Genomic DNA, 21,481 nt, shown 5'->3' on the forward strand with positions numbered 1-21,481 from the left:
TTACGAACCCCGGCACCCGGTGGATTCAAAAACGACAGATAAATTTTTTTGACGGGCGCCTGCGCCAGCCCTCCACCCCGGCGCCCCTTACAGCATGCGCTCGATCAGCGCGCCCTTGAACAGCACCGGCCCGGTAGGTCCGGTCGCGCTGGGCACGCCACCCTTGGGCTCCAGGCTGATCGCCAGGGCTGGCACCTGCTTCACATCGGCCTCGCCCGCCACCAGGGTGAGCAGCCTGTCCTGCCCCAGCACCCCCAGCGAACGCGGCCCGCCCGAGGGCGGCAGCGCCCACAGCTGCAGCGACTTGTCGGCCCCTTCCTGGAAGCCGCCCACGCGCTGCAGCACCAGCTGGTTGTTCCTGGGGTCGAAGGTGACCAGCATCGACGCGGCCTCCTTGTCGTCGGACAGCACGGCCACGTACTGGATCTGCGGCGCGGCCTGCAGTTGCTGCTGCAGCGTGGCAATCTGCCGGCCCGACGTGGCCTTGAGCGCGCCGTGCACCTGCACGCCGATCGCCACCGCCGCCACGGTGGCCAGCGCGCCGGCGGCGGCCGCGCCGCGCCACACCAAGAGGCTGTGCCACCAGCCGCCGCCCGGCACCCGGTCTGCGGGCCGATGGGCGGCCTGCAGGGCCCGCGCGGCCTTGTCCGCCTCGACCAGGTTGTGGATGCGGGTCCAGACATGCGAGGACGGCTCAGCCAGTTCCTGCAGTTCGGTCAGGCCGGACCAGCGGCCTTGCCACACCAGCGCGGCAGCCCGCACGGGGGCCTGCTCGCGGGCCAGGGTTTCGAAGCGGCGGCGCGCGCCGCCCCGCAGCGTGCCCAGCGCATAGCTGGCCGCCAGGCGGTCCAGCAGTTCGGGGTGTCGGGAAAGGTTCATGGGGAGGTTCCTGGCTCAGGCATAGCGTGCCATGCAGGCGCGCAGCTGTTCCAGCCCGCGCCGGATCCAGGTCTTGACGGTGCCCAGCGGCAGCTTGAGCTGCTCGGCCAGCTCGCCGTGGCTCAGGTCGCGCAGGTAGGCCAGGCTCACCACCTCGCGCTGCCGCGTCTCCAGCCTGCCCAGGCATTGGTGCAACGCGAAGGCCTGCTCGCTCGCCTCGGTGGCGTCCATGGGGTTGGCGCCCTCGCCCGGCAGCGTTTCCGCCAGGGCATCGTCCAGTTCGTTCATGAGGTCCGCGCGGTCGCTGGTGCGCTTGCGCAGCGCATCGAGCGCGCGGCTGCGCACGATGAGCCCCAGCCACGCCATGGGCGGGCTGAGCGATGCACGGTAGCTGGCGGCCGACCGCCAGATGGTCAGGAACGACTCCTGCAGCACGTCCTCGGCCGCATCACGGTTGCGCACCACGCGCAGCGCCAGGCCAAAAAGCCGCGACGAGGTGCTCTCGTACAGGCTTTTCAGCGCGGTGTCGTCCTGCGCGGCGATGCGGTCGAGGAGGTCCATCAGTTCACGGTCTGTGTGGAGGGTGCTCATGCGCCCATTCTCTGGGATTGGTCTCTGTTCACGGTGCAATGGGATCTTCTGTGGGTGAATACGCCACAGCAGGCGCCTTGGATTCATCGCCCGGCCCGAAGAGTGCAGCGCGCGGCGGCCGCGTTCAAGCCGACTCGGTCGCTGCTGCTGCTGCGACCGCTACCACTGCGCGCAGACCCCCACGAGCCCCGCCACCACCAGCGCCAGCCCCACGCCCTCGGTGCGCGTCAGGCTCTCGCGGAACACGCGGCGCGAGACGAGGTAGCTGAAAAGCACCTCCACCAGGCCCAGCGTGCGCACGTCGGACGCGGGCCGCATGGCGTAGGCCGTGAACCAAGCAATGGACGCAACCGCGCCCATCGATCCCGCCACCACCGACATGCGCCAGGCCCGCGCGATGGCGCCCGCCACGCCGGGCTGGCGTGCCAGCAGCCAGCCGCCCAGCACCACCGACTGCAGCAGTTGCGCCCAGAACACGCCCCAGGCACCGGCCACCCAGGGCGCCACGCCCGCATTGGCCTCTGCCAGCGCCAGCGACGCACCGCGAAATCCCACGCTGGCCAGCGCGAAGCAGGCGCCCGATGACAGCCCGTAGACCACGAGCCGGCCGCTGCCCTGGCCGTCCACGGCCCCTGGCCCCGCGCGCAGCGCGCGCCAGCCGCCCGGCGGCAGCGACAGCAGCACCACGCCCACCGTGGCCGCCGCCATGGCGCCCAGCGCCAGCGGGCCCGGCAGTTCGTGCAGCAGCACGGCCGAGAACAGGGCCACCTGCAGCACCTCGGTCTTGGAATACGCCACGGCGAGCACGAAGTTGCGCTCCTTCATCGCCAGCAGCAGGAAGGCCGTGGCCCCCACCTGCGTGAGCGCGCCCATGGCAAGCCACGCGGCATACATCCCGTTGAACTGAGGAATGCCGCCCGCCCCTGCCCAGGTCAGCCCCGCCACCCAGGCCGTGGCCAGCGGCAGGCCGTACAGAAAGCGCACCAGCGTGGCCGCCAGCGTGCCCAGCCCGGCGGTGAGCGAGCGCTGCGCCGCGTTGCGCGCGGTCTGGGCCAATGCGGCCCACAGCGTCAGCGGTATCCACGCCCAGGCGATCCAGGAAAGAGTCATGCAGGGGTTATAGCGGCCCCATGGCGCGCCGCCCGACGCCAATGGGCAATGCGGCCATGCAGGGGCGCGAGGGCGCGGTGCGCCCCCACGTCAGCGGCCCGGTCAGTCAGACGGCCAGACGGTCAGTCCGCCGTGATGTGGCTGGTCTCGGCCACCTTCTTCCACTTCACGATGTCGTCGGCAATGATCTTGGCGAAGGCCGCGGGCGTGTCCTCGACCGTGATGGCACCGGCGGCGGCGAACTTCTCCTGCACCATCGGCGTGCGCAGCGCACGCACGATGGCGCCGTGCAGCTTCTCCAGCACATCGGCGGGCAGGCCGGCGGGCGCCAGCACGCCGTTCCAGAAGCCTTCGTTGGCGCTCTTGAGGCCCAGCTCCGCGAAGGTGGGCACCTCGGGCAATTCCTTCAGGCGCCGGGGCGTGGCCAGGGCCATGGGAACCAGGTTGCCCGACTTGATGTGCGGCATCGACGAGGCCAGCGTGTCGTAGATCATCTCGACCTGGCCGCCGATCACGTCGTTGAGCGCCGGGCCCGTGCCGCGGTACGGCACATGCACCACGCGCAGGCCGCTGAGCGACTTGTAGTACTCCATCGCCATGTGGGTGGCGCCGCCGTTGCCCGAGGAGGCATACGAATACTTGCCGGGCGACTGGCCCACGAGCTTGGCGAACTCCGCATAGTTCTTGGCGGGGAAGCTCTTGTTGATGGCCAGCACCCCCGGCACCGACAGGATGCGGGTGATGGGCGTGAAGCTCTTGAGCGCATCGAAGCTCAGGTTCTTGTACACCGCCGAATTCGTGCCGTTGGTGCTGGTGGTGCCCAGCAGCAGCGTGTAGCCGTCGGCCTTGGATTCGGCCACGAAGCGCGCGCCCACCGAGCCGCCCGCGCCCGCCTTGTTCTCCACGATCACCGGCTGGCCCAGTTCCTTGGACAAGGCGTCGGCCAGCACGCGGCCACTGATGTCCGACGTGCCGCCCGGCGGAAACGGCACCACCAGCTTGACGGGTTTGTCAGGGAAGGCGCCCTGCGCGGCGGCGGGCAGCGCCGCCGCGGCCCCCAGCAGTGCCAGTGCGACGCCAGCGGCCGTGCGGCGGTTCATTCGGTGCTTGTTCATGGGTGTTGTCTCCTGCGAATGTGGGAATGAAAAAATCAATGGAACTTTGAAACGCTGGAACGTGAAGGGCCTACTTGCCCGTGCAGCCCTTGCCGCCATCCACCGGAATGCACACGCCCGTCACGTAGCGCGCCTCGTCGCTCGCCAGGAACAGCGCCGTGTAGGCCACGTCCCAGGCCTGGCCCATGCGGCCCATGGGGCTGGCGGCGTTGCGGGTGCGCAGCATCTCCTCGGTGCTGGCGAACTGGCCGGCGATCTGCTGGTGGATGAGCGGTGTGTCGATGACGCCCGGCAGCACCGCGTTGGCGCGGATGCCCTGGGCCGCGTACTGCACGGCCAGCGCCCGCGTGAAGTGGTTGAGCCCGGCCTTGGCCGCGTAGTACGGCATGTACGGGTAGCTGTTGATCTGCTGCGAGGCCAGCGACGAGATGTTGACGATGGCGCCGCGCCCCTGCGCCAGCATCACCGGCACCACGTGCTTGCAGGTGAGGAACACGCCGGTCAGGTTGGTGTCGATCACCTGCTGCCAGGTGGCTTCGTCCATGTCGATCACGCTGCCCATGCGCGTGATGCCCACGTTGTTGTGCAGGATGTCGATGGCGCCAAAGCGCGCGTGCACGCGCCGCGCCACCTCGGCCACGGCGGCGGAGTCCGTGACGTCGGCGGCATAGGCCTCGGCGTCGAAGCCCTCGGCGTACAGCTGGGCACGGGTTTCCTCGGCCGCCTCGCGGCGGATGTCCACCACCGCCACGCGCGCGCCTTCGCGGGCGTAGACCATGGCGGCGGCCTTGCCGTTGCCCCAGCCGGGGCCAGCCGAACCGCCACCGAACACCAGCGCCACCTTGCCCGCCACACGGCCCCGGCCGGGCAGCGCATCGAGCGGCGGGAAGTACGCGGCCGACGTTGCCGGGCTGCTTGCATGTGCTGTGGTCGCCATGAATGTCTCTTTCTTTGTGGGTTGTGCCGGGCCTTCAGCCTCAGTGCACGGCCGCCATGAGTTCGGCCCAGTCGCGTGCGCCCTGCCCCTCGCGCGCCCCCAGGGCGTAGGCCGCCTGGTTCACGCGGCTGATCACGCCGGTCTCCCATGCGGACCGCGCGTCGCCAATGCGCGCGCTGCTGGCAGCCACCGTGGCAGCCGGGATGCCCCGCGCATCGAGCGCCGGCAGGCGCGAGACGCCCGCGCCGTCGCAGCCGATGCCCGCATCGTTGTAGAGCGCGGCGAACACGGGCAGCTTGATGGCGGTCTCGAACCGGCCACCCAGCAAGCCGCCGTGCGAGGCGGTGATCACCACGCAGTCGCGGTCCTCCTCGGCCACCAGCGAGGCCGAGTCGATGAGCACGATGGTGCGGTGCCCATGCAGTCCCGGCAGCACCTTGCGCGCCTCGCCGGGCGAGGGTCCCGGGTCCACGGCCTGCAGGTCCGCAGCGGCCATGCACTGCGCGGCCTGCAGGGCGGACATGCCCACGCGCACGCCCAGCTGCACGGCACGCGCGTTGGCGTACGAGACCAGGCCGCGCCGCGCGCAGTCGGCCCCGTCGCCGATGCGCGCCGAGCGGTGGTGGAGGGCGGCGCACGGCACGCCCAGGCTGTTGGCATGGTCCAGGCCCGCGATGCCCGCGCGCTCCAGCCCCACGCCCGCATCACACACCACCAGGCCGGCCACGCCCTCCTGCAGCGCCAGGTGCACCGCGAACACGCCGCCATGCGAGGCGGCGATGGCCACGCGGCCCCGCACGTCCTGCCCCATGCGGGTGACCGAATCGCAGACCAGGATGTCGCGCGAAGGGGTGGTGCCGGTCATTCGCCGCTCCGGTCCTTGTTGTGGCCCTCGCCCGTGCCACGGTAGGGCACCTCGTGGTCCACCAGGTCCCACACGAAACGGGCGGACGGAATGCGCTGCTCTTCCGCGATGTGCGCCACCAGCCCCGCCGCGCGCGAGATGACGGCAAAGCCGCGCATCATCGCCGGGGGCACGCCCAGCTCGCCCAGCAGCGTGCCCACCGCGCCCGTGGCGTTGATGGTGATGTGCTTGCCGAAGGCGGCATCCACCTCGCGCGAGAGGACCTCGATGGCCTGCAGGTAGCGCCCCTCGAAGCGCGGATGCTCGCGGCCGATGGCCAGCAGCCTGGCCGCGCGTGGGTCGTCCGGCTTGTGCATGTGCTGGCCGAAGCCGGGGATGGGCTTGCGCTCGGCGCGGTGGCGCTGCACCGTGGCGCGCGCCGCGGCCTCCACGCCTTCGGGCGCATCGATGATCTGGCGCAGCAGGATGGCCGAATTCTCCACCGTGCCCACGAACTGGCTGCCCACGGCCAGCAGGCCCGCTGCCACGCCGCTCTGGATGTTCTCGGGCGAGCTCATGTAGACCATGCGCGTGGCGATGGCGCTCGGCGTGAGGCCGTGCTCCATGATGGCGATGAGCGCGGCGTCCAGCACGCGCAGGTCGTCGGCGTCAGGCCGGCGGTTGAGGATCTGCGAGAACAGCACGTCGGTGAAGCCGCGCTGGCCCAGCACGTCCTCGGCCAGGTTGTCGCCCCGGTAGTGGATCGACGTTGGCGAGTGCGTGCACAGCTCGGTGTAGGGGCGTTCCACGGGCTTGTTCATGCGGGCTGCTCCTGGCGCACCAGGCGCGTGATGTCGGCCTTGAGCGTGACCTTGTGCACCTTGCCGGCCACGCTGCGCGGCAGGTCGGCGTAGAAGTGCACGGCCTTGGGGGTCTTCACGGAGCCCAGGTGCTCCTTGGCGAAGGCGATGAGCTCCTGCGCGCTCACCTGCGCGCCGGGCTTGAGCTGCACGGCCGCGTGCACGGCCTCGCCCCACTTGTCGTCCTCGATGCCGAACACGGCGGACTCGTGCACGGCCGGGTGCTGGTCGAGCACGCTCTCCACATCGATGGGGTAGACGTTGAAGCCGCCGGTGATGACCACCTCGCGCAGCCGGTCCTTGAGGAACAGGTAGCCGCGCTCGTCCACGTAGCCCCGGTCGCCCGTGTGCAGCCAGCCGTCCACGATGGTCTCGGCGGTCTTCTCCGGCATCTTCCAGTAGCCGTTCATGATGAGGTCGCCGCGCACCACGATCTCGCCCGCCTCGCCCGTGGGCAGCAGGGCGCCTTCCGGGCTCATGATGGCCATGTCGGTCACCAGGCCCTGGCGGCCCACGGAGCGCCAGTTGGCCTCGTCGGCGAAGTCTTCGGCGCGCATCACGCTGACCACCTGCGGCGCCTCGGTCTGGCCGTAGGTGGTCTCCAGCACGGGGCCGAAGCATTCGCGCACCACGCGGATCTTCTCGGGCGGCATGGGCGCGCCGCCGTAGATCAGGTGCCTGAGGCGGGGCAGCCGAAGGCGCTCGCCATGCGCCTCGGCCACCAGCATGTACAGCAGCGTGGGCGGCATGAAGGTGGTGGTGATGCCATCCTCGCGGAAGCTGCGCAGCAGCTCGGCCGGCTTGTTGCTGGCGGGCAGCACGTGGCAGCCGCCCTGCGCCAGGATGGGCAGCAGGTAGGTGGAGGTGCCGTGCGTGACGGGCGCCGAGATGAGGTAGCGGTCGTCCGCGCCGAAGCCGAACGCCTGGATCTGGTTGACCAGCGTGGCCACCCACGCGCGGTAGGGCTGCATCACGCCCTTGGGCACGCCGGTGGAGCCGCCCGTGAACTTGATGGCCTGGGCCTCGTCGCGAGAGCGGCCGTGCGGCCGGGGCCGCTGGCCCGCGTGCGCAGCCTCGGCGGCCTGCAGCGTGGCGCGGGCTTCACCGCCCTCGCCCAGCGCCAGCACGGCCTTCACGCCGGCCAGGTCGAGCGTGCCCAGGTGCGCGGGCTCGGCCACCACGATGGTGGGTTCGGTGAACGCGATGATGCGGTTGAGCTCCGCCGCCGGGTTGCGCCAGTTCAGCGGCACCCACACCTTGCCCGCCGCCAGCACGGCCAGCAGCGCCACGACATGGTCCACGGTGTTGCCGGCGCAGATGCCGACGCGCGAGCCGGGTTCGGCGTCCAGCTGCTGCAGCGCACAGGCGGCGGCGTCCACGCGCGCGGCCAGCGCGGCATAGGTCAGCACCTGGCCGCCGCCGGCCAGGGCTTCCCGCTGCGGATACATCCGGACAGCGCGGTAGAAGAAATCGATGGGGTACATGCAAATATTCCGCAATACGGACTTTTATTGTTGAATCGTCGTCAGTGAAATAAACTTCTCATTGAATTATTCCTTTGCACGGCCGGACGCCAAAGCAAATAAGTCCACAATATGGATTTACAGTGAATTTGATGACATGACCACCGTTCAAAGCCTGGACCGGGCCATCGGGCTGCTGCGGCTGATTTCCTCCGAGCACAAGTCCGGCGCCCGCCTGTCCACGCTGGTGGCGGCCAGCGGCCTGGCGCAGCCCACGGTGCACCGGCTGCTCAAGCAACTGGTCGAAGGGGGGCTGGTGATGCAGGACGCCCGGCGCCGCTACCGGCTGGGCCACTTCGCCTACGAACTCGGGCTGGTGGCGTCCACCCACTTCAATTTGCGCGACCAGTGCGCGCCCTTCCTCGCACGCATCAGCGCCGAGACGGGGGACACCGCCTTCCTGATGGTGCGCAGCGGGGCGGATTCGTTCTGCCTGGACCGCCAGTCCGGCAGCTTTCCGATCCAGGTGCTGACCGTGGAAGTGGGCAAGCGCCGGCCCCTGGGCATTGGCGGCGGGGGGCTGGCGCTGCTGAGCTTCATGCCGCAGGACGAACTGCCCGAGGTGCTCGGCCGCATCGAGCCGCACCTGGCCACCTACGGGGGCCTCACGCGGCAGATCCTGCTGGACCTGATGGAAACCGCCCGTGCGCGGGGCTACGCCAGCATCACCAACTACGCCGTGGCGGGCGTGACCAGCATTGGCGTGCCCATCCGGGACCGGGGCGGCATGGTGGTCGGCGCCATCAGCGTGAGCGCCATGACGGCGCGCATGCAGCCGCGCGAGGACTTCGTGGTGCAGACCCTGCAGCGGGAGATCGCGGCGCTGCAGAAGACGCTGTAGGTCCTGCGCGCCGGCCGGCCGCGGTTGCACGGGCCACGGTTAGACGGGGTAGGTGCCCGGCAGCAGGATGGACTGGTCCACCGTGTTGATGTTGGTGTGGCCGCAGAAGGCCATGGTGATGTCCAGCTCCTTCTGGATGATCTGCAGCGCGCGGGTCACCCCCGCCTCGCCGAAGGCACCCAGGCCGTAGAGGAAACTGCGCCCGATCAGCGTGCCCTGGGCGCCCAGCGCGCGCGCCTTGAGCACGTCCTGCCCGCTGCGGATGCCGCCGTCCATCCACACCTCGATGTCCTTGCCGGCAGCGGCCGCGATGCCGGGCAGCGCGGCGATGGACGATGGCGCGCCGTCCAGCTGGCGGCCGCCGTGGTTGCTGACGATGAGCGCATCGGCGCCGCTGTCGACCGCCAGGCGGGCGTCCTCCGCGTCCATGATGCCCTTGAGGATCAGCTTGCCGCCCCAGCGCTTCTTGATCCACTCGACATCGCCCCAGTTGAGCTGCGGGTCGAACTGCTCGGCCGTCCAGGACGAGAGCGAGGACAGGTCGCCCACGCCCTTGGCATGGCCCACGATGTTGCCGAACGAGCGGCGCGGGGTGCCCAGCATGCCCAGGCACCAGCGCGGCTTGGTCGCCAGGTTGATGAGGTTGGCGAGCGTGGGCTTGGGCGGGGCCGACAGTCCGTTCTTGATGTCCTTGTGGCGCTGGCCCAGGATCTGCAGGTCCAGCGTGAGCTGCAGCGCCGAGCAGTTGGCGGCCTTGGCGCGGTCGATCAGGCGCTCGATGAAGTCGCGGTCGCGCATCACATACACCTGGAACCAGAACGGGTGGCGCCCCGTGTGCTCGGCGATGTCCTCGAGGGAGCAGATGCTCATGGTCGAGAGCGTGAACGGGATGCCGAACGCCTTGGCCGCCTTCGCGCCCAGGATCTCGCCGTCGGCATGCTGCATGCCCGTGAGGCCCGCGGGCGCGATGGCCACGGGCATGGCCACGTCCTGCCCCACCATGGTGGTGCGCGTGCTGCGGCCTTCCATGTTCACGGCCACGCGCTGGCGCAGCTTGATGCGCTGGAAGTCGCTTTCGTTGGCGCGGTAGGTGCCCTCGGTGTACGAGCCTGAATCGGCGTAGTCATAGAACATGCGCGGCACGCGCCGCTGGGCGATGACACGCAGGTCTTCGATGCAGGTGATTTTGGACAAGTCAGGCACGCGGACGCTCCAGAAGGGGTTGCACAGGGGACGGTAAGAACTGCGCGGATGGTAGGCACTTGCGCGCTGGCGGGCCATCAAAATTATTTGCGCGGGGCTGCAACAAATTTCCAAGGCAGGCCGAGGCGGGCCCGCGCAAGCTCCAGGACTTTCACCAAAAACACCGACTGGCGCTTATTCCACAAGCGCAATAAGCTATTATTTTCATAGCAAAACATGATCCCACCGTGGGTTCTGGCATGCGGCCCCCCTCCCCGCACCGCGTCGCACCGCCGCATGCTCAGCGCACGCGGCCTCCCGCGTTGTCGGCCAGCACGACCTCGGGCGCCTCGTCCGGGCCCCGGTAGAGCATGAAGCGCATGCGCCCGCCGCGCTTGGCGGCGTACATGGCGCTGTCGGCATGGCGCGAAAGCGCGTCGAAGGTGTCACCATGCTGGGGGTACAGCGCGATGCCGCCGCTCAGCCCGATCTGCAGCACCCGCCCCGCCAGCTCGAAAGGCAGGTCGCAGGACGCGAGGATCTTGCACGCCACGCTGCACGCGGGCTCGGCGCCGTCCAGCCCCGGCAGCAGCACCACGAATTCGTCGCCGCCCTGGCGGCACACGGTGTCCGAGGCGCGCACGGCGGCCTTCAGGCGCTGGGCGAACTGCACCAGCAGCAGGTCGCCCACATCGTGGCCGAGGGTGTCATTCACGTCCTTGAAGCCGTCCAGGTCCAGGTACATCACGGCCAGGCACTTGCCGTCGCGGCGCGCCTGCGAGATGGCCAGCTGGGCGCGGTCCTGCAGCAGCACGCGGTTGGGCAGGTCGGTCAGCGCGTCGTACTGGGCGAGGTGCGCCATGCGCTCGGCCATGACCACCGATTCGGTCACATCGCGCAGCACGGCCACGGCGCCCGTCACGGCCCCATGGCGGTCGGTGATGGGGCTGGAGGTTTCCTCCACCTGAAAGCGCTGCCCGCTGGTGCGGTGCAGGACCACGCCGCGCACCGCTTCCACCGCCAGGCCCTGCTCCATGGCCTGGCGCAAGGGGCTGGCCAGCACCGCGTCGTTGTCGGGGCTGCGCAGGTTCACCACCTCGTCCACGTTGTGGCCCGCCGCGTCGAAGGCCTGCCAGCCGGTCAGGCGCTCGGCCACCGGGTTCAGGTACGTGACCGCTCCATGGGCGTCCGCGCAGACCACCGCGTCTCCGATGGACTGCAGCGTGAGGCGCACGCGCTCCTTCTCGTCAAACAGTTCGTCCTCCATGCGCTTGCGTTCCGAGATGTCCGTCACCTGCACGAAGATGCCACGCACCTTGCCGCCCTCGGTGTCAGGCAGGTAGGAGGCCATGGTGTGGCGCGCAACGCCATGCACATCCGCGAAGGTGCGCTCGAACAGTTGCGGCTCGCCCAGCAGCGCCCTGTCCAGGAACGGCTTGTTCTGCGCGAACAGCTCCGGCCCGAGCAGGTCGCTCAGGTGCATGCCGGGCATGCGCTCGGGCCGCACGCCGAACCACTCGAAATAGACCTGGTTGGCGAACCGGTTGCGCAGCCCGGCATCCCAGTAGCCGATCATCGAGGGCATGTTGTCGAGAATGGTGCGCGTGTTGCGTTCGGCCTCGCGCAGCCGCGCGGAGACCTGCTGGCGCAGCGTGAGCTCGCGCACGAACAGCGTGGCCAGCCCCACGCAGCTGACCATCAGCAGCAGCGCGAACCCGCCCAGCACCCAGGCGCTGCGGTACCACTTGGCCAGGACGGTGTCGGTGGACTGCGCCACGTTGAGGATCAGCGGATAGCGCCCCACGGGACGGAACGAATACAGGCGCTCCATGCCGTCGATGGTGGACGTGCCGATGAAGGTGCCCGTGCCCTCCGTCTGGAAGCGGATCATGTTGGGGGTGCCCGCCAGGCTGCGGCCCACGTCGGCGTCGCCATAGGGAAACCGGGTGATCACGACGCCGTCGCTGCGAAACAGGTTCACGCCGCTGTGGGGGCCCATGTCGAGCGAACCGAACAGCTCATTGAAATAGCTCAGGCTGATGGCGCCCACCACCACCCCGGCGAAGCTGCCGTCCGGGCGGTAGTAGGCGCGCGAGACCGGCAGGATGTTGAGCCCGGTCACGCGCGAGGGCACGGGCTTGCCCACGAACAGGCCCTGGTGCCCGCCCGACTGGAACGCCGTGAAATAGTCGCGGTCCGCGAAGTTGACCCGGCGCGGCGGCAGCGGGCCCGAATCGAGCACCACGTTGCCCAGGGTGTCGAGCACCAGCACATCGCCCGCGCCACGCGCGCGCAGGGAGTTGTCGAACACCACCCGGGCGCGCAGGTCGGGCGGCAGGGCCCACACCTCGGGCCTGCCCACCTCGCGCGCCACGCCTTCCAGCGATTTGTCGAACGTGTCGAGCGCCCAGCTCAGCCCCTGCTCCAGCGTGCGCGCGAGATTGGCGTTGGTCTGGGCGGCGTAGTTCCACTCGTCAGCGCGAATGGTCCAGATCGTGCGTGCGAAGAGTGCGCCAATGCCCAGCGAGACCAACAGGGCCAGCCAGATCAGGCGGTGGGAAAAGAACTGGCGCAGAAAGGGCATAGAAATATCTTGTAACCATTCTAGGCGTCTACCTGTGGCGTGCCGGGCGGCAAGTCACACCGTATCCCTCGGATTTCGTGGCGTCAATGCGCAGTGGCCCTGGGTGCGGGCGCCACGGCACCCGCGCCGCGCACCTCGATGCGGACCTCGTCCAGCACCTGGCCCTGGGCATCGGTGAGCTGCACCACGTGCCGCCCCGGCCAGGGCATCCAGGCCACGCGCGCGCCGCGCCCGAGCGGCCTGCCGTCCATGCGCCACAGCCACCCGCTTCCCGTGGCGGTGAACTGCAGGCGCTGGCGCGCGGGAGGGATGTCCGGGTCCAGCGCGATGATGGTGCCAGGGGCCGGCGCCGTGATGCGCGCGCCAAGGCCCGGCGCGGCCGCCCCGGCCTCGCGCCCCGGGGGATGGGGGGTTCTTTTGGTGCTGGTGCTGGGTTCGTCTTGCCCGTTAGCTCCTGAATCAATAGCAAACAGGGGCTGCTGGGTGCCCTCCAGGAACCACTCCTGCCGCGCCGCCTCCAGGGGCTGGCGGGCGTCGCCCGCGCCACCGGGCTGTGGCGCGGCGGGCCCGAATTGCACGGCGGCCCGGGCAAGGCCCGGGGGCGCCTTGGGGGCGCGGCTGGGTTCGCGCGCGTGCAGGAAGCCCATGACCGCGGCCCAGATGGGCGCGGCGCCGCTGGTGCCGCTCACGTCGTGCATGGCCGCGCCGCTGGCATTGCCCACCCATACGCCCACGGTGTAGCGCGCGGACCAGCCCACGGCCCAGTTGTCGCGCATGTCCTTGCTGGTGCCGGTCTTCACGGCGGTCCAGAAGCGCGTGGCCAGCACGCTGTCGGTGCCAAAGGTGCGCGCCCGCGCATTGCCGTCGGACAGGATGTCGCCCACGATGAAGGCCGCGCGCGGATCGAGCGCGGGGACGAAGGCCGGGGCCTTGCAAGGGGGCGCCTGCGCCCATGCCACCGGGCTCAGGCGCCCGCCGTTGGCGAGGGTGCGAAACGCGTTGGACAGGTGCAGCAGCGGCACCTCGGGGCTGCCCAGCGCGAGGCTGTAGCCAAAGTAGTCCCCGTTTTCGCGCAGCGGCATGCCCGCCGCGGAGAGCTGGCGATGGAACGCGTCCGGCGTGACCATGACCAGCGTGCGCACCGCCGGCACGTTCAGCGACGCCGCCAGCGCGGTGCGCACCGACACCCAGCCCTTGAACTGGCGGTCGTAATTCTGCGGGATGTACAGGCCGCCCGCGGTGGCGATGTGCGCGGGCGAATCGTCCACCAGCGAGGCCGCCGTGAGACGCCGCTCGGCGATGGCCTGCGCATACAGGAACGGCTTGAGCGTGGAGCCCGGCTGGCGCGGCGCCAGCACGCCGTCCACCTCGCCGGCCTGGCTCAGCGGCCCCGACGAGCCCACCCAGGCCAGCACCGCGCCCGTGGCGTTGTCCAGCACCAGCACCGCGCCGTCTTCCACGTTGCGCCCGCGCAGCTCCCGCAGGTGCTGCTGCAGGGTCTGCACGGCAAAGCGCTGCAGCGGCGCGCGCAGCGTGCTCTGCACGCGCTCGGGCACCACGCCCCCTTCCTTGAAGCGCTGGCGCAGCAAGTGCCGCGCGAAGTGGGGGGCCACGCCCTCGCTCGCATCGAACGCGCGGCGCTGCAGCGCCGCCGTGGCGAACAGGTCCAGGGCATCGCAGTCCACGGGGGGCAGGTGCTGTGCCGGACGGCCGGAGGCCAGGGATGGCGGCCGCGCCGGTGGCTGCTGCGCCCGCATGTCGCGCAGCACCCCGCAGGCCCGCTGCGCCACCAGGCCGGGGCGCGCGTTGGGCGCGCGCACCAGCGCGGCCGCCACGGCTGCCTCGCGCTCGTCCAGGCCATGGGCGGCCTTGCCGAACAGCGTGCGGCTCAGGGCGTCGATGCCCACCAGTTCGCTGCGAAAGGGTACGAGGTTGAGGTAGGCCTCCAGGATCTGGTCCTTGCGCCAGCGCCGGTCCAGCACCTGCGCGGCCACCGTCTGGCCGAGCTTTTGCGCCACCGAGCGCCCGCCCGGCCCCTGGCGCCAGTCCCCATCGAGCAGGCCCGCCAGCTGCATGGTGATGGTGCTGGCCCCGCGCGTGCGCTGGTTCCACAGGTTGCCCCAGGCGGCGGCCGAGGCGGCTTGCCAGTCCACCCCGCTGTGCTCGAAGAAACGCTTGTCCTCGCTGAGCACCAGGGCCGTGCGCAGCGCGGGTGAAATGTCGGCCAGCGCCACCCACTGGCCACGGCGCACGGTGGTGTCGGTGCGCAGGCGCTGCAGCACCTCGCCCTCGCGCGAGAGGAGCACGGTGTCGGACGGTCTGAAGTCCGCGCGCACCTCCTCGAAAGTCGCGATGGCCGCCGCGGGCGCCGCCAGGAAGGCGGACAGGGCCGCCACGGCCCACCCCTTGTACGGCCTGCGCGCCCGCCCGGGCACCACGGGCCGGCCACGGTCAGTCATCCCGATGCTCCCGGTCGAACCGCGTTTCGGCCTCGGTCAGGTGGCGCAGCAGCACGTGCGAGATCAGGTTGACCCCGATGCCGCCGAACACCACCGGCAGGATATACAGGGCAATCGACAGCTCGGAGATGAACACCGCGTCGTCCGCCAGCGACGGCGTGCCTTTGGCCAGGGCCGCGAGCGATTGCAGCAGGTACACGTCCACGCCCGCGATCAGCACCAGCGCCACGCCAAAACCCAGCACCGCCATGCGCGAGATCGAGCGCGTGGCCAGCAGCAGCCCATAGATGCCCGCGGGCAGCACCAGGGAAAACGCCACCAGCAGCCAGAACCGCAGTTCCACGAAGACACTGAGGCTCATGGCGCGCGGCTCCGGGGACGGCTCATGACGGGGCGTGGCACGGCGCCGCGGCTACCTGGCCGCCTCCACCTTGACCCGCGCGTTGGGCAGCTCGCCGAACATCTCGGGCGCGTACATGGCCTCCACGCGGCTCGGGGGCAACGCGAAATCGCCCACGTTGTTCAGGCGCACGGTGTACTCCATCTTGACCGTGCCCTTGGGCAGGTACTCGTAGTAGCTGCGGAAGGCCTCGAAGCTGCGCTCCTCGAATGCGGGCCAGCCCGCGCCGCTCTTCGCCTTCTCGCCCTGCGTGGCGATGGCCGAGTCGCGGCCCAGGCCGCTGCCCAGGATGGTGGCGCCGCCCGGGACCGGGTCGGTGATGGCCACCCAGGTCATGTCGGCGCTGGCGTTCACCTCCAGGGTCACGCGCAGCACGTCGCCGCGCGTGTACTGGCCGGGCGGCAGCGCCTTGTTGGCCTGCTCCACGGGCGTCACCGTCTTGGTGATGGAGTACCCGGCGGCAAAAGGCGCCTTCAGCTGGATGGCGGCCACCGACTGCAGCGTGAGCCAGGGCTTGCCGGGGCCCTGGTGCGTGACGGCCAGTGGCTCCTTGCCACCCGCTTTGCCCCAGGGCAGGAACATGCCGTTGTTCTTCAGGTTGCCCGGCGACGCAGGCGCGCCGAACCAGGTGGCCTGGTGCGCAGCGCCCGTCAGGTCGGTGGTCTTCACGCGCTCGACCTTGCTCCAGTCCACCGCCGCGTTGTGGGTGCCCATGGCGGCCCTGGTGGTGCCCGACACCGGCGTGGCCTCGAACCTGGCGCTGAACTTCTCCAGCGCCAGCCCGCCCCACAGGTTGGCCGTGGTGGTGTGCCAGGCGCCGGCCTGCTGGCGGCTGATGAAGCCGTTGGCCAGGCGGCCCATGTCGTCCTTCCAGGCCGGGTCGTCCATCACCGCGAGCATCAGGCGCGCGGTGTTCACGTCGCCGTTCTGCATCAGCCACCACCAGTAGTCGTCCTGCTCGGTGCTGAAGTTCAGCTTGGTGCCCTGGAACGACAGGCGGCTGCGCAGGATCTGCAGGGCCTCGGCCAGGCGCTTGTCGCGCTCGGGCACGTCGGCCACGCGTTTGAGCACGTTCACCCAGTCGATCACCGTGTGCGTGGGCCACTGGTTGGGCGCGATGGTGATGCTGCCGACCATCCGGCCCTGGGCCTTGCCGTAGCGCGAGAGCGCCTCCAGCGCGGCCACCTTGCGCATGTCCAGGTCCTTGCGCGGGCTCCAGAAGCTGCGCTGGATGCGGCCTTCCACGAACGCGATCAAGCCGCGCTCCATGGGCGCGCGGGCCTCGTCGGGCAGGGCAAACGCGGGGTTGAGGCTGGCCGCCTCGTGCGTGGCCGCCAGCACGTAGGCCGTGAGCGTGTCGCTGCCCCGGTTGGCGTCGCCGTCGCGCGGCGGGAAGTAGTTGGCCAGACCGTCGCTGTCCAGGTAGGTGGGCAGCTGCGCCACCACGGTCTGCCACAGCGCGCCGTCACGCAGGCCCACGGCCTTGCTGGTCTTTTGCTCCAGGCAGGCGAACGGGTAGCGGGCCCACCAGTCGCGCACGCCGGGCAGGCCCTCGGCCAGCTTGGGCTGCAGCGACATCTTGAGGCCGCCCCGGCCCGGCAGCGCATCGGCGGGCGGGTTCACGTCCAGGCTGAAGCTGCCGTCCACCTGCACGAGCGTGGCCTGCTGCACCGTGAGCGGCACGGCGGGGATGATGCGCTGGCGTGCCTTGAGGGCATCGCGCGCGCCGCTGACGGTGTCCTTGGCCTCGATCTCCCACAGGATGGACTCGGAGCGCGTCTGCGCCAGCTGGGCCGGCGCGGTGACGTTCCAGGCCACCTCGCGCGACTCGCCGGCGGGGATGTCGACGGTCTGGGGCTTGAGCTCCAGCAGCGTGGCGCGCGGCGCTACCTCGACCTTCATCGCCGCCTTGGTGGTGTTGCGCAGCGTGATCTGCGCGCGGAACTGGTCGTCCTCGCGCACCAGGGGCGGCAGGCCGCTGATGATCTGCAAGTCCTGCGTGGCGCGGATGCTGGTGCTGCCGGTGCCGAACAGGCCGGTGGACGCATCGGCCACCGCCACGATCTTGAACGTGGTCAGCGCGTCATTGAGCGGCACCGTCACCTTGGCCTGGCCGTTGGCGTCCAGCTGCAGGGCCGGCTCCCACAGCAGCAGCGTGTCGAGCAGCTCGCGCGTCTGCGCCCTGCCCCCTCCGCCGCCGGCAGGCACGGCCTTCTTGCCATAGTGGCGCCGGCCGATGATCTCCATCTGCGCGGTGGAGGTCTCCACGCCCCAGCTGCGGCGCTGGAGCATGGCTTCGAGCAGGTTCCAGCTGGTGTTGGGCATCAGCTCCAGCAGCGCCTGGTCCACGGCGGCCACGGCCACCTCGGCATTGGCGGCGGGCTTGCCGCCCGGCAACGTGGCGGTGATGGTGACCTGCGCCTTGCCGCGCACGGCATAGCTTTCCTTGTCGGCCGCCACCTTCACGCTGATCTGGTGGGCCTGCGTGCCCACGCGGATCTCGGCCAGGCCCAGCCGGAAGGCGGGCTTGGACAGGTCCACCAGCGCCGTGGGCGCCTGGTACTCCTTGCCCTCGTACCAGAACGAGGTCCACCACTCGCGCGGCGCCTTGAAGCCCCAGGTGAAGAAGCTGTACCACGGCACCTCGCGCAGGCGCCCGCGCAGGGCCAGCACGCTCACGTACACGTTCGGGCCCCAATCCGGCTGCACCTTCAGGCTCACCGTCGGGTCCTGGCCGTTGAGCTGCACCACCTGGGTGTCGATGACGCCCTCGCGCTCCACCGCCACCAGTGCCGTGGCAAAGCGGAACGGCATGCGCACCTGGAACTTGGCGGTCTCGCCCGGCTGGTAGCTTTTCTTCTCGGGCAGCAGGTCGATGCGGTCGTGGTCCTCGCCGCCAAACCACAGCTCGCCCTGGCGCGTGACCCACACCGACGAGGCGGCCACGCTGGTGTTGCCGTCGCGGTCGGTGGCCGTGACCACCAGTTCCACCTCGCCGGGCTCATCCAGCCTGGACTCGCACAGCAGCAGGCCGCGCGCGTCGCTCTTGCCGCTGCACAGCGTGCCCAGGTCTTTCGTTTCGGTCTGGTTGTCATAGCTGTAGAAGCCGCCCACCATGCGCTTGCGCGTGGTGGTCGTGATGCGCGCGATGGCCTGCACCTGCAGCGAGGTGTCGGCGGCGGGCTTGCCGTCGTGCTGCAGCGCCAGGGCCTGGTAGCGGATCTTCTGGCGGGCCGAGACCCAGCCCTCGGTCTTCACGCCCGCCACCACGCCGGCGGGCCACAGCGTGTGCGTGCCGCGCAGGGTCTGCACCTCGCCGTTGGGGTCGGCATACGTGGCCTCCATCAGCAATTCCTGTGGTTCGCGCGCCTGGGGCACGTTGTCGATGGTCAGCTTGCCCGCCCCGTCCTTGTTCAGCGTGAGCGGCAGCTTGTCAGCGATCACGCGCGCGTCCTGGCTGGCGGCGGGCTCCTCGTCGTCGCCACCCGCGCTGGAGGCCTGCGCGCGCTTGCGCGGAGGGTTGAAGCTGAAGGCCTCGTAGTCGGCGTACTGCAGGCTCTTGCCGCGCACCAGGGCGGACACCCGCACCGGCAGATGGGCCGCGCCGCCGCCCGCCACGTAATTGACCTGCACGTCGGTGGGCACCGAGCGCACGCGCACCAGCGCCTTCTTGTCGGCCGGCGCAATGCGCCCTTCGAGCACCGGCAGGCGGAATTCCTCCACGCGGAACTCGCCCGAGCTGAAGCTGCGCTCATTGTCGGAATCGCTGCGCAGCTCCACCTGGTACACGCCGAGCTTGGCGGCGGGCGGCACGGCGAAGCTGCTCTGCGCGCTCAGCCCCCCGGTGGCGGTCGCGCGCCATGCGAGGCTCTGGGTGAATTGCTGGCCGCTGCCCACATGGGTGATGACCAGGGTCTCGGGCCGCTGCGCGGGCAGCGCGAACCCCTGGCGGGTTTCAGAGCGCAGCACGTGCTTCATCGACACGGTTTCGCCCGCCCGGAACAGGGTGCGGTCGAAGATGGTGTGGGCCCGCTCGCTGGGGCGCGGGTCGCTGTTCGTGGGCACGTTGAAGCGCCAGGGCTCGATGCCGCGCTGCCAGTCGCTCCAGGTGAAGGCCATGTCCTCCACGCCGTCGTCGCCCTTGTGGCGCGCACTCACGAAATAGGCCTGGCCGCCATCGCCGCCGTGGTAGGCATCGCCGCAGCGCGGCGGTTCGGACGACAGGCCCTCGATGTTCGCGACCCCCTGGTCGTTGGTGATGGCCTGCGCCAGCTCGTTGCCCTTGCAGTCGGACACACGCACCGTGGCGCCCTGCACCGGCTGGCCCTTGTCGAGCGTGGTCACCCAGGCCAGTGCGTTCTCGCGGCCCAGCTTGAAATGCACGCCCAGGTTGGTGACCAGGGCCGAGGTGCGCACATACATCGTGCGGGCATCGCCATGGCGTTCGTCGAGCAGCGAGGCGCCCAGCTTCTGCGAGGCGATCTCCACCACGTGGAACCCAGGCGTGAGGGGAATGCCCACCACCTCGAACGGGCGCGGGTCGTTGCCGGAAGGCCTGGGCAGGTCCAGCGTCTTCACCCCGCCCTTGCCCGCCAGCAGCGACAGCATGCGCGACTGCACGTACTCCTTTTCCTCGTCCAGCGCCTTGGGCAGCGGGCCGCTCACGTCCTGCCGCGCCTGCTTGCGGTTCACCACGTAGTTGTCATAGCGCTGCACCTTGCGGAACCACGCGATGATGTCCGCATCGGTGCGGGGCTTGAGCGTGCTCACCTTGCCTGCCGGCGCCTCGGCGCCCGGCTGCAGCCCCTGCACGCGCAGCGCCGCCTCGACATTGCGCAGCGTCACCGGCAGCAGGGCGGGGGGCTTGTCGGAGCGCGGCCCCTCGGCAAAACGCTCCACGATGCCGAACGGCGCCGCCGCGAACTTGGCCAGCGGCGGCATGCCGCCCGTGGCCACCTTCAGCGGAAAGCTGTCGGCATTGCGCAGCGGACGGCCCGAGGCGTCCTTGAGGTCCTTGGGCAGCTCCAGCGTGAACGCCGTGTTCTCGGCCAGGGGCGCGGCGAACTGCACGCTGTTCACCAGCGCATCGCCCGCCTGGCCGTCGCCCGCGCCTTCCATCCGGGGCTGGAGCGTCTCCTTGGCCGATTTGAGGCGGATGGCCGCTGCAAGCTTGCGCGGCACGGGGGCATTGAAGGACAGCTGCAGCGGACGGATGGGCAGGCAGGCCGCCTGCGCGTTCTCCCGCTCACAGCTGAATTCGGCCGAGAAGGGCTCGCGCACCTTGAAGTCAAAGCGTTTTTCCACCGCGTTGGCCACCCCGCTGGGCGTGGCGACGCCCTTGCCGAACACGACCTGCATGCGCGAACCGGACGTGAACCGCCGGTTGCAGGCCAGCGCGGCGTACTGCAGGGGCTCCTGCGCGGCGCTTTTCTCCAGGCCCAGCGCCTTCAGGATCTCGGCCCGCTGCGCGCCCTCGATCAACCGGACCGGGATGCGCTCGCCCACGCCTTCGGCCGTGCACCACACATTGCCCTGCACGCTGGCGGTGGTGGCGGGGCCATTGAGCTGCAGCACGAAGAACTGCTCTTCGTCGATCTCCTGGTAGGGGTTCGGGCGAATGGCCTGCACGAATGGCCCTCCGCTATTGAATTGATAGCTTTTCGCGCCCGTCAATTCAGCGCCAGCGGCCGATTTGAACCCTGCCCTGACGGTGGCGGTGCAGCGCACCCCCGGCGGCAGGTCGCGCTCGAAGTCGAACACCCACTCGCGCTCTCCCGTCCAGCGGCCCGTGCCCTTGGTGGCCCCGGCATCGCTGCAACTCAGGGCCAGCGGCGCGGGCGCCTTGGGGTCGCCAAAGTTGACGGCAGCGGCATCGAACTTGGCCACCACCTGCCGCACCCGGGCCACTTCGCCCTGCGGCGAAAAGCTGGTGATCTGCAGGGCCTGCGCCCCCCAGGCCGCCAGCGACAGGCTGGTGGCCAGCATCCATTTCTTTGCGTTCACGCTGTCCCCTCCGAAGGAACCGGCAAGCGTAACAAAACGGCACTGCACCCGGCGCGGCGTTGCAAGCGCTTACGTATCCGGCCAGCCGGCCGGATCACCGCCCGCCGACGACGGCCCGATACGGTGGCGTCCTACCCCGCGGCGGCGTGTGGC

Annotated in this window: 14 protein-coding genes; 1 reads left to right on the forward strand and 13 read right to left on the reverse strand. The window is 70.2% G+C overall.

The annotated features are described in order from the left end of the window. Positions 1-87: 87 nt before the first annotated feature. The 8 genes from KW843_RS13490 to KW843_RS13525 form a co-directional block, all read right to left on the reverse strand. Positions 88-879, reverse strand: coding sequence for an anti-sigma factor domain-containing protein (locus tag KW843_RS13490; protein WP_218295642.1), 792 nt, complete (start codon positions 877-879; stop codon positions 88-90). Between the two features lie 15 nt (positions 880-894). Further along, a complete protein-coding gene (locus tag KW843_RS13495; RefSeq protein ID WP_218295643.1) occupies positions 895-1,470 on the reverse strand; it encodes a sigma-70 family RNA polymerase sigma factor in 576 nt (191 codons plus the stop codon). Between the two features lie 159 nt (positions 1,471-1,629). After that, on the reverse strand, positions 1,630-2,580 hold the full coding sequence (locus KW843_RS13500; RefSeq protein WP_218295644.1) for a DMT family transporter: 951 nt from the start codon (positions 2,578-2,580) through the stop codon (positions 1,630-1,632). Positions 2,581-2,702: 122 nt separating this feature from the next. After that, the gene (locus tag KW843_RS13505; RefSeq protein ID WP_255594731.1) at positions 2,703-3,695 is read right to left on the reverse strand and encodes a tripartite tricarboxylate transporter substrate binding protein; all 993 of its coding nucleotides are present in this window, start codon (positions 3,693-3,695) and stop codon (positions 2,703-2,705) included. A gap of 70 nt (positions 3,696-3,765) precedes the next feature. Further along, positions 3,766-4,632 (reverse strand): SDR family NAD(P)-dependent oxidoreductase, encoded by an 867-nt coding sequence (locus KW843_RS13510; protein ID WP_255591092.1) that lies wholly within the window; start codon positions 4,630-4,632, stop codon positions 3,766-3,768. A gap of 40 nt (positions 4,633-4,672) precedes the next feature. Beyond that, a complete protein-coding gene (locus KW843_RS13515) occupies positions 4,673-5,497 on the reverse strand; it encodes a hypothetical protein (RefSeq protein ID WP_218295645.1) in 825 nt (274 codons plus the stop codon). Next, entirely contained in the window at positions 5,494-6,297 is an 804-nt protein-coding gene (locus KW843_RS13520) for a citryl-CoA lyase (RefSeq protein WP_218295646.1), read from the reverse strand. Before KW843_RS13520 ends, KW843_RS13515 begins: the two co-directional genes overlap by 4 nt. Then, complete coding sequence (locus tag KW843_RS13525) at positions 6,294-7,820, reverse strand: class I adenylate-forming enzyme family protein (protein ID WP_218295647.1); 1,527 nt, start codon at positions 7,818-7,820, stop codon at positions 6,294-6,296. Before KW843_RS13525 ends, KW843_RS13520 begins: the two co-directional genes overlap by 4 nt. Before the next feature lie 136 nt (positions 7,821-7,956). On the opposite strand from KW843_RS13525, the gene KW843_RS13530 reads away from it, so the two are divergent. Beyond that, complete coding sequence (locus KW843_RS13530) at positions 7,957-8,700, forward strand: IclR family transcriptional regulator (RefSeq protein ID WP_218295648.1); 744 nt, start codon at positions 7,957-7,959, stop codon at positions 8,698-8,700. 39 nt (positions 8,701-8,739) lie between these two features. Here the strand turns inward: KW843_RS13530 and KW843_RS13535 are convergent, their stop codons facing one another. From KW843_RS13535 to KW843_RS13555, 5 genes are all read right to left on the reverse strand, one after another. Next, positions 8,740-9,903, reverse strand: coding sequence for an L-lactate dehydrogenase (locus KW843_RS13535; RefSeq protein ID WP_370628496.1), 1,164 nt, complete (start codon positions 9,901-9,903; stop codon positions 8,740-8,742). Positions 9,904-10,183: 280 nt separating this feature from the next. Next, complete coding sequence (locus KW843_RS13540; protein ID WP_218295649.1) at positions 10,184-12,466, reverse strand: diguanylate cyclase domain-containing protein; 2,283 nt, start codon at positions 12,464-12,466, stop codon at positions 10,184-10,186. Between the two features lie 83 nt (positions 12,467-12,549). After that, positions 12,550-14,925 carry a penicillin-binding protein 1C gene (gene pbpC, locus KW843_RS13545; protein ID WP_218295650.1) on the reverse strand — a complete coding sequence of 792 codons (2,376 nt, stop codon included), beginning with the start codon at positions 14,923-14,925 and terminating at the stop codon, positions 12,550-12,552. After that, positions 14,918-15,286 (reverse strand): hypothetical protein, encoded by a 369-nt coding sequence (locus KW843_RS13550; protein ID WP_218295651.1) that lies wholly within the window; start codon positions 15,284-15,286, stop codon positions 14,918-14,920. The genes pbpC and KW843_RS13550 overlap by 8 nt, the downstream gene beginning before the upstream one ends. Positions 15,287-15,337: 51 nt before the next feature. Further along, entirely contained in the window at positions 15,338-21,310 is a 5,973-nt protein-coding gene (locus KW843_RS13555; RefSeq protein ID WP_218295827.1) for an Ig-like domain-containing alpha-2-macroglobulin family protein, read from the reverse strand. Positions 21,311-21,481: the final 171 nt, after the last annotated feature.

It is taken from the genome of Acidovorax sp. sif1233 (genome assembly GCF_019218755.1).
Classification (GTDB): Bacteria; Pseudomonadota; Gammaproteobacteria; order Burkholderiales; family Burkholderiaceae_C; genus Acidovorax.